The organism is Streptomyces sp. SID4985 (assembly GCF_009863025.1).
Classification (GTDB): domain Bacteria; phylum Actinomycetota; class Actinomycetes; order Streptomycetales; family Streptomycetaceae; genus Streptomyces.
On the sequence record NZ_WWIR01000132.1, the window covers coordinates 1 to 14,315 of the forward strand.

Consider the following 14,315-nt stretch of genomic DNA (forward strand, 5'->3'; position numbering starts at 1 on the left):
GGCGCGGGCGACGACGACGCGGCGCGCGAGGCGGCCGTGGAGGGGGGCGCGGAGGGCGCGGTCACCGCGTAGCCGCGGGTATGCGGTGACCGCGGGTACGCGAGGGCCGCCGTGCGGGGACCACTGGTCCGGTCCCGCACGGCGGCCCTTTTTTCTGCCGCTTCCCTGTCCCGTGTCCGCGTCTCAGCCCAGGCGGCTGTCCAGCCACTCCAGGACGTCCGGCGTCACCTCGTCGGTGATGTCGGCGAACTCCTCGTGCCGCTCCAGGAACTTCGCGACGTACGGGCAGACCGGCACGATCCGCTTGCCCGCGGCGCGCACGTCGGTCAGCGCCTCCTGGACCAGCCGGGACGCGAGGCCCTGTCCGGCGTAGGCGTCGTCGACCTCGGTGTGGTAGAAGACGCGCTGGTCCTCGCGGTCGAGGTAGGCGGTCAGTCCGGCGCGCTCGCCGTCGACGAGGATCTCGTAGCGGTGCCTGGCGTCGTTGCGCTCGACGGTGGGGGTGGGCTGGGTCATGGGGGTGCCTTTCGGGAGGGTGCTTACGCGGAGGCCGACGGGAGTCAGGGGCGCGCCGGGTTCCTGCGTGGTCTGAGGGCGGCGTTCGGCAGTTCGGGGGCCGGGAGCCGCTCCCCCGGGTATCCCTCGACGGCGCCGAAGCGGGCGGACGCGCTCTGCCACTCCTCGCGGGCCTTGACGATGTCCTCGTGGCCGCGTCCGATGAAGTTCCACCACATGACGATCTCCTCCTCGAACGGGGTGCCGCCGAGCAGGACGGCCCGTGCGAGATCGTCGGTGCCGTTCGTGAGCGTGAGGGTGTCGCCGCCCGGGGGCAGGTGGCCCAGTTCGGCCCGGCCCAGCGGCGTGCCGTCCAGCCGCAGCTCCCCCTGGTCGACCAGGAGGCCGTGCTCGAAGGCGGGGTCGACGGCGAGGGTCAGGGTGGTGCGCGGCTGGAGGACGATCTCGGCGCCGAGCAGGGGCGTGAAGGTCCGCACGGGTGAACTTCCGACTCCGGGAAGGTCCCCCAGGAAGACCCTGATCACGGCGCCGTCGACCCGTACGGGCTCGGGGACGTGATGCCGGAAGTCGCGTTCCGTGTCGCGGTGCTCCTCCGGCAGGGCGACCCAGAGCTGGACGCCGTGCAGGACGGTGGTGCCCGGGGTGGAGACCTCCGAGTGGCAGATGCCGTGGCCGCCGGTCATGAGGTTCAGTTCGCCGGGCCGTACGAAGGCGTGGCTGCCCAGGCTGTCGCGGTGCTCGATCTCCCCGCTGAACAGCCAGCTCACGGTCTGGAGACCGGTGTGGGGGTGCGGGGCGACGTCCATGCCGCCGCTCACGGAGACGTCGTCGGGGCCGTAGTGGTCGGCGAAGCACCAGGCGCCGATGGTGGTCCGTCCGCGCTGCGGCAGGGTCCGGCGGACGGTCATGGCGCGGGGGCCGCCGAGGGGTACGTCGCGCGGGGTCAGTACGTCGACCCGCCTGTCTTCGCCATTGCTCACGCCGGGCGCCTCCCGCCAAGTTTTGTTCTACGTTCAACTACATTGGTCATCATAGGGCGCCCGCCCCAGCGGGTACACCCCACTAGGGGGGGGATCCCTGACACCTGGCTCGACGCACTTCCGAAAGGCCCGTCGCATGACTTCCCCCCACCGCCCCACTTCTTCCCAGCTCGCCTACGACGTGGGGCTGCTGGTCATCCGGCTGGCGGCCGGCGTGATCCTCTTCACGCACGGCACGCAGAAACTGTTCGGATGGTTCGGCAGCGGCGGCGGCCTGGACGCCACCGGCCACTTCTTCACCATGAGCGGCTATCCCGCCGGTACGACCTTCGCCCTGATCGCGGGCCTCACCGAGACCCTCGGCGGCATCGGCCTCGCCCTCGGCCTCCTCACCCCGCTCGCGGGCGCCGCCGCCCTCGGCACGATGATCAACGCCCTGGCCGTCACCTGGGACAGCGGCTTCTTCGCCCCCAACGGCTTCGAATTCACCCTGCTCCTGGCCGTCGTCGCCCTCGGCCTGACCCTGACCGGCCCCGGCCGCATCGCCCTGGACCGCTTCGTACCCGTCCTGCGGAACCACCGGCTGGCGTACGGCGTGGCGGCGGTGATCCTCGCGGGGGCGGCGTCGGCGGTGGTGCTGATCATCCGGGGCTGACCAGCCAGGAGGGCCCTGAATGCCGGGGAGGGAGGAGGCCCTGACGGACCTCCTCCCCCGGGAACGCGTGTCCGACTCAGTGCTGTTCGGTCCACTTCCGGTACAGGCCGATCCGGTCCTCGCCGATCCGCGCGCGCCGCTCGGGGGCGTCGATGCCCAGGTTCTCGGACGGCGCCGCGCACAGCACCGCGACCTTGCCGACGTGCTGGTTGGTCTGGACGGCGCGGGTCGCCTCACCGGCGGCGTCGAGGGGGTAGACCCGCGACAGGGTCGGGTGGATCATGCCCCGGTCGATCAGCCGGTTGGTCTGGACGGCCTCGTGGTAGTTGAAGCCGTGGGAGCCGATGATCTGCTTCAGCCGCATCCACAGGAAACGGTTGTCGTACTCGTGCCGGTAGCCCGTCGACGAGCCGCAGGTGACTATCTTGCCGCCGCGCTTGGCGACGTACACCGAGGTGCCGAAGGTCTCGGCGCCCAGGTACTCGAAGACGATCTGCGGGTCTTCCCCGACCAGCGAGCGCACGGCCTCGCCGAGGACGCGGCCCGCCTTGGGGTGGCGGAAGCTGCCTTCCGGGAGGTCGAGTTCGGACCGGTTGATCACATGCTCGCAGCCCTGCGCGCGGACCAGCGCGGCCTTCTCCGCGGAGCCGACCACCGCCACGGGTATCCCGCCGCCGTTCTTGACGAACTGCACGGCGTAGGAGCCCAGGCCGCCGGTGCCGCCCCAGACGAGGACGACGTCGCCCTGCCGCATCCGCGCGCCGTGCCCGCCGACCAGCATGCGGTAGGCGGTCCCGGCGCACAGGGTGCTGGCGGCGGCCTCCTCCCAGGACAGATGCGCGGGCTTGGCGACCAGCTGGTTGGCCTTGACCAGGCAGAACTCGCCGAGCGAGCCGAAGTTCGTCTCGAAGCCCCAGGCGAGCTGGGTCTCGGTGAGCATCCCGTCGTCGTAGGAGGCGTGGTCCTCCTCGTCGACGTAGGACGGCGAGATGACGACCTTGTCGCCGACCTTCCAGTTCTTCACCCCGGACCCGACGCGGACGATCACGCCGGAGCCGTCGGAGCCGACCTGGTGGTACGGCAGGTCGTGGCGGCCGCCGTGCCAGCCCTGCTTGCCCAGCTTCTCCAGGAAGGCGAACGTGGGGACCGGTTCGAAGATCGCGGACCATACGGTGTTGAAGTTGATGGCGGCCGACATGACGGCGACGATGCACTCGTCCGGGGCGGGTTCCGGCATGGCGACCTCGCCGACGTGCAGGGACTTGCGCACGTCTTTGTCGGTCTCGCCCTCGAACATGCCTGCCTCGTCCTTGAGCAGGTAGGCCGCCCGGTAGGACGACGGCAGGTCGATGGCGAGCAGTTCCTCGGGGTCGGCACCGGCGATGACGGCCTGGAGCAGATCAGACACTGGACAGTCCTCTCGAGGGGTGCGTGTGATGTGGGCGGTGGTGGGCGGCCCGGTGTGCGCCGCCGGTCAGACGAGCGTCTCCCGGACGGCGTCCGCGACCCCGTCCAACTGCCTGACGAGGTAGAAGTGGCCGCCGTCGAAGACCCGCAGATCGAAGGCGCCGGTGGTGTACCGCGACCACCGCCCTGCGTCCTCGGGGGTCACCTTGGGGTCCCGGTCGCCGGTCAGGGCGACCACGGGGGTCTTCAGCGGTGGGCCCGGACGGTGCCGGTAGCTCTCGATCGCCTTGTGGTCGCTGCGCAGTGAGGGCAGCGTGAGTCTGAGCAACTCCTCGTCCGGAACTTCCAGTTCGGTGCCCGCGAGCAGCGTCATGGTCTTGACGAGGGCGTCGTCGTCGAGGAGGTGCACCTGTTCGCCGCGCCGTCCGTCGGGCTCACCCCGGCCGGAGACGTACAGCTTCAGCGGCACGGTGCCGCGCTCCTCCAGCCTGCGGGCCACCTCGTAGGCGAGCACGGCGCCGAGGCTGTGCCCGAACAGGGCGAGCGGGCGGTCGGTCCAGGGGAGCAGCTCGGCGGTGACCAGGTCGGCGAGGGTGCCCAGGTCGTCGACGCACGGCTCGCCTCGCCGGTCCTGCCGCCCGGGGTACTGGACCGCGAGCACGTCCACCGTGGGCGCGAGGGCGCGCGAGAGGGGGAAGAAGAAGCTGGCGGAGCCTCCGGCGTGCGGCAGCAGCACCAGCCGTCTCCCGGCCGCGGGTGCCGGATGGAAGCGCCGTATCCAGGCGCTGGTGGGGGCTTGGGTGGGCATGTGCGGGTACGGCCTTTCGTGGGAGGAGGGCGGGTACGGCCCCTCGCGCGAGGTGGTGACGACGCGGGCCCGGCTCATGGGGCTGCCGGGTCGGGGGCTGCCGGGCCCGTGGGCCTCGGGGGCTCGAAGTAGCCCGCCCGCGTGAAGAACTCGACGTGTTTGCGGAAGAGTTCGCGGTCGGCGGGCGGGCAGGTGATGCCGCTGCCCGCCAGTGCCGCCGCCGTCTCGCTGTCGTCGACGGGCGGATAGAAGGTGTCGGGGTGGGCCGCCATCACCTCGAAGGCGTCGAGCAGCGGCAGGAGCGCGTTCTCGGGGTCGGCGATCACGAGGTCGCGCCAGGTGTCCAGGTCGCGTTCGGGCAGCGCGTATCCGGTCGCCCGCAGTTCCCGGACCATCTCGCCGAGGGTCAGGCCGTCGTGGCTGCACACGTGGAAGGTGCGGCCGCTGTTCGCGTCCTGCCGGGAGAGGTGCAGGATCGCGGCGCTGGTGTAGCTCACCGGCATCAGCCGGAAGGTGACCGGGATGTCGCCGGGCACCGCCCCCGCCTGGAGCATCCCCTTCAGGCTGAGCCAGACGAAGTCGCGGGCCTGGCAGGCGCCCGTCTCCGCGTCACCGGCGATCAGGTCGACGCGGTACACCGACACGGGCAGACCGCGCTCGCGGGCGAGGCCGATGATCTGCTCGGAGACCCACTTGCTCTGGGTGTAGCCGGTGGGCAGCGTCCCGCCCGGCCCGGTCGGGTCGGTGGTCCGCAGCGGCACACCGCCGGTGTCCCGGCCGACGTACACGCCCAGCGTGGACACATGGTGCACGGGGACCGTGCGGTGCCGGGCGGCGAGGCGCAGGATCTCCTCGGTGCCGCCGACGTTGGCGGCGCGTACGACGGCGTACGGCCGTACCCAGTTGACGGCGGCGCCCGCGTGGTACACCGCGTCGACCGTGCGGGCCAGGGTGTCGAAGTGGTCCGGGGTCAGGCCGAGGGACGGCTCGGCGAGGTCGCCGACGACGACCGAGAGGCGGTCCTCGTCGACGGCGTCCCGGATGCCGTACCAGTCCAGGTTGGCGTGCAGCCTGGCCCGCGCGTCGGCCTCGTCGCGCCCGCGCACCAGGCAGTGCACCCGGGCCGAGGTCGTACGCATGAGGTCGCGCAGCAGATAGGCGCCGAGGAAGCCGGTGGCACCGGTCAGCAGCACCTCGCGCGGGTCGGCGGCGACGCGGACGACCTCGGCGGCGGGCCTGATGTCGTCGGCGAGCCGGATCTCCGCCGCGAAGTCCACGGCGGCCCGGTCGCCCGGCCCGTCCTGCCGGGTGCCGGTCGCCTCGGTGAGCAGGAAGTCGGCGAGGTCGGTGAGGGTGGGGTGGTCGAAGACCAGGGTGGTGGGCAGGCTCAGGCCGGTGAGGGCGCCGAGGCGGTTGCGGAACTCCACGCCCGTCAGGGAGTCGAAGCCGAGGTCGGAGAAGCGCTGCCCGGTGTCGAGGCCGGTGGGGTCGGCGTGGCCGAGAACGGCGGCGGCCTCGGCGCGCACGATGTCCAGCACGCGCGCGTGCTGCTCCTCCGGCGGCAGTCCGGCCAGGCCGTCGCCGAAGGAGTCCGCCGCGGCCCCGGAGTCACGGGCGGCGGGGCGTACGGGCGTGCGCAGCAGGGAGCGCAGCACCGCCGGTGCCAGGCTCGCCTGGGCGCGCAGGGCGTTCAGGTCGAGGGGCGCGGCGACCAGGCAGGGCCGGCCCGTCCCGAACGCGGCGTCGAGCATCGCGGGGCCCTCGTCGGAGGCGATGGGCGGATATCCGGCGCGCGCGATGCGCTCCAGGTCGGCCGGGGTCAGCTCGCCGCCCCCGCCCGCGCGGTCCCACAGACCCCAGGCGACCGACGTGGCGGCCAGTCCCAGGCCCGTGCGGTACTCGGCGAGGGCGTCCAGGTAGGTGTTCGCGGCGGCGTAACTGGACTGGCCCGCGCCGCCGATGACCCCGGCGAGCGAGGAGAACAGGACGAACGCCGACACGTCGAGGCCGCTGGTCAGTTCGTGCAGGTTCCAGGCCGCGTCGGCCTTCGGGCGCAGCACCGACTCCAGGCGCTCGGGCGTGACGGTGGTGATCAGCCCGTCCCCGAGGACGCCCGCCGCGTGGACGACTCCGGTCAGCGGCCGGTCGGCGGGCACGGCCGCCAGCAGCTCGGCCAGTGCGGCACGGTCGGCGACGTCGCAGGCGGCCACGGTGACCCGGGCGCCGAGCGCGGACAGCTCGGCCACCAGCGCCTCGGCGCCCGGGGAGCCGGGCCCGCGACGGCTGGTGAGCAGCAGGTCGCGCACGCCGTGCCGGGTCACCAGGTGCCGGGCGAACAGCGCGCCGAGGGCGCCGGTGCCGCCGGTGATGAGGACGGTGCCGTCGGGGCGCCAGCGGGGTGTCGAGGGGGTCATGACTTCTGACGTATCGTCAGACATGGCCGGAGCGCTGCCGATTCCGCTACGCCCCGTCGGCACCCTGCGCAGGCGTGGAAGCAGGATCCGGCCCGAGCGGACGGCGGCCTGGGGCTCGGCGGAGCGGAGCAGGGCGGAGAGCGCCGCCGACGGAGTGTCCTCGTCGAGGTCCACCAGGACGAAGCGTCCCGGGTTCTCGGACTGCGCCGAGCGGATCTGGCCCCATACGGCAGCGGCCGCCGGGTCGGTCACCGGGCGCCCGTCGGCGGCGACGGCACCCCGGGTGACCAGGACCAGCGGGATCGCGGTCAGCCGCCGGTCGGCGAGCCAGTCCTGGACCAGGGCCAGCACCTCCCGCGTGTGCCGGTGGGCGGCGCCGGGGCCGTGTGCGGCGGCGGGGCCGTGTGCGGCGGCGGGGCCGTCGGTGTGTCCCGGACGCGGGTCCGTGTCGATGTCGTGGCGCACCGCGTCCACGGGGATGCCCGCCTCGACCGCCTTGGCGAGGTCGGCCGGGTCGGCGTAGCCGGTGGCGCCCAGGGTCGCCCAGTGGACGGGGGCGGGCGGCTCGTCCAGGGCGATCGGGGTCCAGTCGGTGTGGAACAGGGCGTCGTGGGCCCTGGCGCGGGCGCGTTCGACGGTGTCGGCGGTGACGGGCGTGAGCGTGAGGGCGCGGACGGTCGCGACCGGCTGCCCGGTGCGGTCCGCCAGCCGTACCGACAGCTCGCCGTCCTCCGAGGCGACGAGCCGCGCGCGTACGGCCGTCGCGCCCGAGGCGTGCAGCTGGACACCGCTCCAGCGGGTCGCGAGCAGGGGTCCGGAGCCGGTTGTCGAAGCCGCTCGCACAACCCGGTCCAGCAGCGCGGGGTGCAGTCCGAAACGGGCGGCGTCCGCCGCGGTCTGCTCGTCGAGCTCCATCTCGGCGTAGACCTCGCCCTCGGACCCCCGCCACAGGCCGGTGAGCCCGCGCGGTCGCGGCCCGTACGCCGCATTCGCCTCGGCCGACGGCTCGTACGCCGTGCCGGGGTCCACCGGAGCCGTATCCGCTGGTGCCACGTCCACCGGTCCCGCGTCCACCGGTGCCGCGTCCGTCGGCGGCCACGGCAGGAGCGGCTCGGCGGGCGCGGGGCCGCGCAGGCCGAGGATGCCGGTGGCGTACTCGGTCCACTCGGTGTCGCCCGCCTCGGGCCGGGCGTGCACGGAGAAGGGTCGCCCCCGCTCACCCGCCTCCCCCACCTTGACCTGCACCTGTACGGCGCCCTGCGCGGGAAAGACCAGGGGCGTACGGACGTTCAGTTCGTCGACGGCGGTGCAGCCGACGTCGTCGGCGGCCCGCAGCGCCAGTTCGACCAGCACGGCCGACGGGAGGACCACGGCGTCGGCCACCGTGTGCTCCGCCAGCCAGGGCTGGAGGCGGGGCGAGAGGCGGCTGGTGAACAGTGTCTCGTCGGTTCCGGCGACGGTGACCGCGCCGCCGAGCAGCGGGTGCCCGGTCGCCGCCATGCCCAGGCCCGCCGCGTCCTGGGCGCGGGCGCCGGAGGAGAACCAGAAGCGCTCGTGCTGGAAGGCGTACGTCGGCAACGGCACGCGCCGCGCCCCGAGACCGGCGAAGACGGTGGCCCAGTCGACGCGCACGCCCCGCACCTGGAGCGCGGCGAGGGAGGCCAGGAAGCGGTCGGCGCCGCCCTCGTCGCGGCGCAGCGTCCCGGTGACGACGACGGAGTCGCCCAGGTTCTCCTGGAGCGAGGAGGTGAGCACCGGATGCGCGCTGACCTCGACGAAGACACCGTGGTCCTGGGCGGCCAGGGCCTGCACGGAGCGCGCGAACTCCACCGGGCGGCGCATGTTGGCGTACCAGTACCCGGCGTCGAGCCGGGCGGTGTCCAGCCAGTCCCCGGTCACGGTCGAGAAGAACGGCACCGAGCCCGTCCGTGGCCGTACCGGGGCCAGTGCCGCCAGCATCTCGTCGCGGACGCGTTCGACCTGCGGGGAGTGAGAGGCGAAGTCGGTCGGGAAGCGCTTGGTGCGCGCCCCGTCGGCGGCGCACTCGGCGATGAACTCGCCCAGGGCGTCCCGCTCTCCGGCGACCAGGACCGAGGTGGGGCCGTTCTCCACGGCGACCGAGAGCCGCCCCTCCCACTTCTTCAGCCGCGCCTCGGCCTCGGCGCGCGGCAGTCCGACGGCGCCCATGCCGCCCGTGCCCTGCAGGGTCAGGGCGATCCGGCTGCGCAGGGCGATCACGCGTGCCGCGTCCGGCAGGCTCAGTCCCCCGGCGACGCAGGCCGCCGCGATCTCGCCCTGGGAGTGCCCGACGACGGCCGCGGGTTCGATGCCGTACGACCGCCACAGGGCCGCGAGGGAGACGTGCACGGCGAACAGGGCGGGCTGGACGACGTCCAGCCGTTCGAGGGCGGGTGCGCCCTCGGCGCCGCGCAGCACCTCCTCCAACGACCAGTCCACGAAGGGTTCCAGGGCCCGCGCGCACTCCGCGACACTGCTCGCGAAGACCTCCGACGTGTCCAGCAGCGCGGTCGCCATCCCGGCCCACTGGCTGCCCTGACCCGGGAAGACGAAGACGGTCCTGCCGGCCTCACCGGCGACGCCCCGCACGAGGTTGCCCGCGGACTCACCGGCGGCCAGCGCGTCCAGTCCGGCGAGCACGTCCTCGCGCTCCCGGCCGACGACCACGGCACGCTGCTCCAGGGCGGCGCGGGTGGTGGCCAACGAGTGGGCGGTGTCGAGCAGTTGGGCACTGGTGGCGCGGCCCGGCGTCGTCTCGTCGCGCAGATGGGCGGCGAGACGGGCCGCCTGGGCCCGCAGTGCCTGCGGGGAGCGGGCCGACACGGGGAAGGGCAGGGCGGGGGACGACTCAGGGGCCTCCCGAGGGGCCTCCTGTGCGGTCTCCTCCGCCGGTGCCTGTTCCAGGATGACGTGGGCGTTGGTGCCGCTGGCGCCGAAGGCGGAGACGGCCGCGCGGCGCGGCTCGTCCGTGCGCGGCCACGGCCGGGTCTCGGTGAGCAGTTCGACCTCGCCCGCCGACCAGTCCACGAACGGGGTGGGTTCGTCGAGGTGGAGCGTCCTGGGCAGGACGCCGTGCCGGAGGGCCTGCACCGTTTTCACCAGGCCGCCGACGCCCGAAGCGGCCTGCGCATGGCCGATGTTGGACTTCAGCGAGCCGACCAGGAGCGGCCGTCCCTCGGGCCGTGCCTGCCCGTAGGTGGCGAGCAGGGCCTGTGCCTCGATGGGGTCACCCAGACGGGTTCCGGTGCCGTGCGCCTCGACGGCGTCGACCTCCGCCGGGGTGAGGCCGGCGTTGGCCAGCGCCTGCCGGATGACGCGCTCCTGCGAAGGGCCGTTCGGCGCCGTCAGGCCGTTGGAGGCGCCGTCCTGGTTGACGGCGCTGCCCCGGACGACCGCCAGTACGGTGTGCCCGTTGCGCCGCGCGTCGGAGAGCCGTTCCAGGACGACCAGACCGGCGCCCTCGGACCAGCCGATGCCGTCGGCGGCGGCGGAGAACGGCTTGCAGCGGCCGTCCTCGGCGAGTCCCCGCTGCCGGGAGCCGTCGATGTAGCCGCCGGGGTGCGCGGAGATGTACGAGGCTCCGGCGAGGGCGAGGGTGGACTCGCCCGAGCGCAGCGACTGGGCGGCCAGGTGCAGGGACACGAGCGCGGAGGAGCAGGCCGTGTCGACCGACACGGAGGGGCCTTCGAGACCGAGGACGTACGAGATGCGCCCGGACGCCATGCTGCTGAGCTTGCTGGTCATCTGGTAGCCCTCGAACTCCTCCGGGGCGTCCAGGTCCAGATAGCTCTGCTCGACCAGGCCCGCGAACACGCCGGTCCTGCTGCCCTTGAGGGCGAGCGGGTCGATGCCCGCGTGCTCCAGCGCCTCCCACGCGGTCTCCAGCAACACCCGCTGCTGGGGGTCCATCGCGAGGGCCTCGCGCGGCGAGATGCCGAAGAAGGCGGCGTCGAAGCGGGTGGCGGAGTCGACGAAGCCCGCCTGGCGGATGTAGATGCTGCCGGGCTTGGCCGGGTCGGGGTCGTAGAGGGCGTCCAGGTCCCAGCCGCGGTCGGTGGGGAAGTCGGATATCTCGTCGCGCTCCTCCACGGCGAGCCGCCACAGCTCGTCGGGGGACGCCGCGCCGGGGAAGCGGCACGACATGCCGACGATCGCGACGGGCTCCCGGTCGCCCGCCTCCAGCTCGGCGACGCGCCTGCGGGTCTTCTCCAGGTCGGCGGTGACCCACTTCAGGTATTCGACCAGCTTCTCTTCCTTGGACATGTGCTGCCCGCTCTCCTGGTGGTGAGTCGTGTGGTGAACCTGGGGGTGAGCCCTGTGGTGAGGCTGGTGAGTCGTCATCGGCCGGACCCGCGGCCCAGCTCGCTGTCGATGAAGTCGAAGATCTCGTCGGCCGACGCGGTGGCGATCCGGCTCGCCGCGTCCTCGGGGCCCTCCTCGGGCCGTTCCTCCGCCACGGAGGGGACGAGCCGGGTCAGGATCGTTCGCAGACGGGCGCCGATCGCGGTGAGGTCCAGGTCTGCCGCGCCGGGCCGCAGTCCGGCGACGGTCGCCTCCAGCCGGTCGAGCTGGGTGAGCAGGGACGACGGCCGCTCCGAGGCCCCTCCCTGCTCCTCCGCCGAGGCGGCCGCGCCGAGGAGGTACCGGATGAGGACGGCGGGCGAGGGGTGGTCGAAGACGACGGTGGCGGGCAGGCGCAGACCGGTGGCCGCGCCGAGCCGGTTGCGCAGTTCCACGCCGGTCATCGAGTCGAACCCGGCTTCCTGGAAGGAGCGTTCGAGCGCGACGGCACCGGGGTCGGTGTGTCCGAGGACGGCGGCCACCTCCTGGCGCACCAGTTCGCGTACGACCTGGTGGCGCGCGTCCTCGTCCAGTCCGGCCAGGCGTCGTACGAGCGCCTCGCGCTCGGCTTCGGCCGCGTCAGCGGCGTCGGCGCCCAACGGGTCGGGGGCGGACGGCAGTTGGTCGCGGACCAGGCCGCGGAAGAGCGCGGGCATGCCGTCCTCCGCGGAGCGCAGGGTGGACGGGCTGATCCTGGCGGCCAGGAGGACGGGGGTGCGGTCCGCCTGCTCGGCCCGGGAGCCACCGTTCGTGGCCGCGTGCCGGAGTGCCGCGTCGAAGGCCGCTGTGGCCTGCGCGAACGTCAGGGACAGGAACCCGGTCCGGTCCCCTCGCCCGCGTCCCGCACCGGCCTCCGGCACCGGCACCGACTCCGGATCCAGCAACGGCTCCGGCTCCGGCTCGTCCCACGGGCCCCAGACGAGCGACAGGGACGGCAGACCGTCGGCCGCGCGCCGGTGGGCGAGGGCGTCGAGCCAGGCATCCGCCGCCGCCCGGTACACCCGGCCCGGCCCGGCCACGGTGCCCGCCGTGGACGAGAACGTGATGAAGGCGGACAGGGCGGCGTCCCGCGTCAGTTCGTGCAGGTTCCGTGCCCCGTCGGCCACCGTCCGCAGCACCGCGTCCAGGCAGTCGACGTCCAGCCCCTGGATCGTTCCCCCGTCGGCGGGACCGGCGGCATGGACGACCGCGGTCAGCGGGCTCTCCCCGGGAACCCTGGCCAGCACCGCTGCGAGCGCGTCCCGGTCGGCGAGATCACAGGTCTCGAAGACGGCCTCGGCGCCCAGTTCCCCCTTCAGCTCGGCCACCAACTCCGCCGCACCGGGCTCGCGCCCGCTCTCGGGACCGACGAACAGCAACCGCCGTACGCCGTACCGGGCGGCCAGGTGCCGGGCGAACAGGGTGGCGGGGGCGCCGCCGCCGGTGACGAGGACGGTGCCGTCGGGGTCGAGAGTGAGGACGGGCGCGGGTGACGCGGTGGGCGTGGGTGACGCGGGGACCCGTGTCAGGCGGGGTACGAGGAGCCGGCCGTCCCGCAGCGCCGCCTCGGGCTCACCGGAGGCGAGGAGGGAGGCGAGGACCGAGCGGGCGGGGGACGCCTCGGCTCCGGTCCCGTCGCCAGGGGTGTCGTCGTCCAGCAGGACGATCCGGCCGCCCGCCTCCGACCGCGCCGCACGCAGCAGGCCCCGTACGGCAGCGGCGGCCGGGTCGACGGCGTCCGCGTCGCCCCCGGTGACCACGCCTCCCCGGGTCACCACCAACAGCCGTGTCCCGGCGAGGCGTTCGTCGGCCAGCCAGTCCCGCACCAGGGTCAGCGCGCGACGCGCCCCGTCGTGCAGGGCGGCCGAGCCGCCCCCGTCTCCCGTGGAGGGCCACGGCACGACGACGGCGTCGACGGCCGCGCCCGACGCGACGGCGTCGCCGACGGCGTCCAGGCTGTCGTATCCGTCGTACCCATCGAGCCCGTCGGAGCCGCCGAAGCCGCCGGACCCGAGGACCGCCAGGGAGAAGGGCTCCGTGGAGCGGGCCCCGGCCGCCTCCGTCCATTCCAGCCGCAGCAGGTCGTCTTCCGTGCCGCCCACCGGAGGGACGAAGAGTTCCTCCGGAACGTCCCGGTACTTCAGGGAGTCGACGGTGGCGACCGGTTGGCCGTGTTCGTCGGTCAGCCGCACGGTCAAGGTGCGCTCACCGGTCTCGGTCACGAGGGCCCGGACGGCGGTGGCGCCGGTGGCGTGCAGGCGTACGCCCCGCCACTCGGCCGGGACGGTCACGCTGTCCGTGCCCTCGCCGAAGGGGTGACCCTGGAGCACGGCGTCGAGGAGCGCGGGGTGCAGCCCGAACTGGTCGACTTCCTGGGCGAGTTCGGCGGGCAGCCGGACCTCGGTGGCCGTGCCGTCACCCGTGGGGTCGTGGTCCGGCGGGGGCGCGCTGTCCGTGCCGAGGCGGCCGTGAGCGTACGCCGTCCACGGCGCCTCGCCGAGCCCGTCGTGCGCCGCCTCGGGGCGAGCGTGCACGGTCAGCGGCCGCCCGCCGTCGGCATCCGGCGCTCCGACCCTCACCTGAAGCTGCATCGCGCCGCGCGAGGGCAGCACGAGCGGCGCGGTCAGCGACAGCTCCTCCAGGACGACGGCCCCCGCCTCACGACCGGCCCGTACGGCCGTCTCGGCCAGGGTGGCCGCCGAGAGTACGACGGTGCCGAACACGGTGTGCCGTGCGAGCCACGGATGCGTACGGGTGGACACGCGGCTGGTGAACACGAGGTCGTCGCCGCCCGCGAGGGAGAACGCCGTACCCAGGAGGGGGTGACCGGTGGAGCGCGTGCCCGCACCGGAGGCGGGCTCGGGTTCCGGGGCGAGCCAGTAGTGGTCGCGATGGAAGGCGTAGGTGGGCAGGTCGACGCGGTGGGCGCCGGTGCCGTCGTAGAAGGCCCGCCAGTCCACCGTTGCCCCGCGCGTGTGCAGCAGTGCTACCGCGTTCAGCAGCGCGCCCGGCTCGGACCGGCCGCGCCGGATCAGCGGGAGGGCAAGGCTCTCCTGGTCGGCGTCCAGGGAGTCCTGCGCCAGTACGGTCAGAACGGCGTCGGGACCGACCTCCACGAAGGTCGTGACGCCTTCGGTTTCCAGGGCGCGTACGGCGTCGGCGAACCGGACGGGCTGCCGGACGTGCCGCACCCAGTA

General features: G+C 73.9%; 7 protein-coding genes. 1 reads left to right on the forward strand and 6 read right to left on the reverse strand.

Annotation, left to right across the window (positions count from 1 at the left end; translation table 11 throughout):
- Nucleotides 1-183: 183 nt before the first annotated feature.
- On the reverse strand, nucleotides 184-516 hold the full coding sequence (locus GTW40_RS05195) for a GNAT family N-acetyltransferase (protein ID WP_161178959.1): 333 nt from the start codon (nucleotides 514-516) through the stop codon (nucleotides 184-186).
- A gap of 44 nt (nucleotides 517-560) precedes the next feature.
- Nucleotides 561-1,496 carry a pirin family protein gene (locus GTW40_RS05200; RefSeq protein WP_161178960.1) on the reverse strand — a complete coding sequence of 312 codons (936 nt, stop codon included), beginning with the start codon at nucleotides 1,494-1,496 and terminating at the stop codon, nucleotides 561-563.
- 136 nt (nucleotides 1,497-1,632) lie between these two features.
- Between GTW40_RS05200 and GTW40_RS05205 the strand changes: the two genes are divergently transcribed.
- Complete coding sequence (locus tag GTW40_RS05205; protein ID WP_161178961.1) at nucleotides 1,633-2,151, forward strand: DoxX family protein; 519 nt, start codon at nucleotides 1,633-1,635, stop codon at nucleotides 2,149-2,151.
- Nucleotides 2,152-2,227: 76 nt separating this feature from the next.
- Here the strand turns inward: GTW40_RS05205 and ccrA are convergent, their stop codons facing one another.
- The 4 genes from ccrA to GTW40_RS05225 all read right to left on the reverse strand — a co-directional run.
- Complete coding sequence (ccrA, locus tag GTW40_RS05210) at nucleotides 2,228-3,559, reverse strand: crotonyl-CoA carboxylase/reductase (RefSeq protein ID WP_161178962.1); 1,332 nt, start codon at nucleotides 3,557-3,559, stop codon at nucleotides 2,228-2,230.
- A gap of 66 nt (nucleotides 3,560-3,625) precedes the next feature.
- Nucleotides 3,626-4,366 carry an alpha/beta fold hydrolase gene (locus GTW40_RS05215; protein WP_161178963.1) on the reverse strand — a complete coding sequence of 247 codons (741 nt, stop codon included), beginning with the start codon at nucleotides 4,364-4,366 and terminating at the stop codon, nucleotides 3,626-3,628.
- Between the two features lie 74 nt (nucleotides 4,367-4,440).
- Nucleotides 4,441-11,061 carry a type I polyketide synthase gene (locus GTW40_RS05220; protein WP_161178964.1) on the reverse strand — a complete coding sequence of 2,207 codons (6,621 nt, stop codon included), beginning with the start codon at nucleotides 11,059-11,061 and terminating at the stop codon, nucleotides 4,441-4,443.
- Between the two features lie 74 nt (nucleotides 11,062-11,135).
- The coding region (locus tag GTW40_RS05225; protein ID WP_161178965.1) for a type I polyketide synthase at nucleotides 11,136-14,315 on the reverse strand (3,180 nt) is incomplete at its 5' end.

Coding starts and splice junctions, on each gene's coding strand:
- GTW40_RS05215 (WP_161178963.1), bottom strand. CDS start 4,366: ATGCCCACCCAAGCCCCCACCAGCGCCTGGATACGGCGCTTCCATCCG.
- GTW40_RS05195 (WP_161178959.1), bottom strand. CDS start 516: ATGACCCAGCCCACCCCCACCGTCGAGCGCAACGACGCCAGGCACCGC.
- GTW40_RS05205 (WP_161178961.1), top strand. CDS start 1,633: ATGACTTCCCCCCACCGCCCCACTTCTTCCCAGCTCGCCTACGACGTG.
- GTW40_RS05220 (WP_161178964.1), bottom strand. CDS start 11,061: ATGTCCAAGGAAGAGAAGCTGGTCGAATACCTGAAGTGGGTCACCGCC.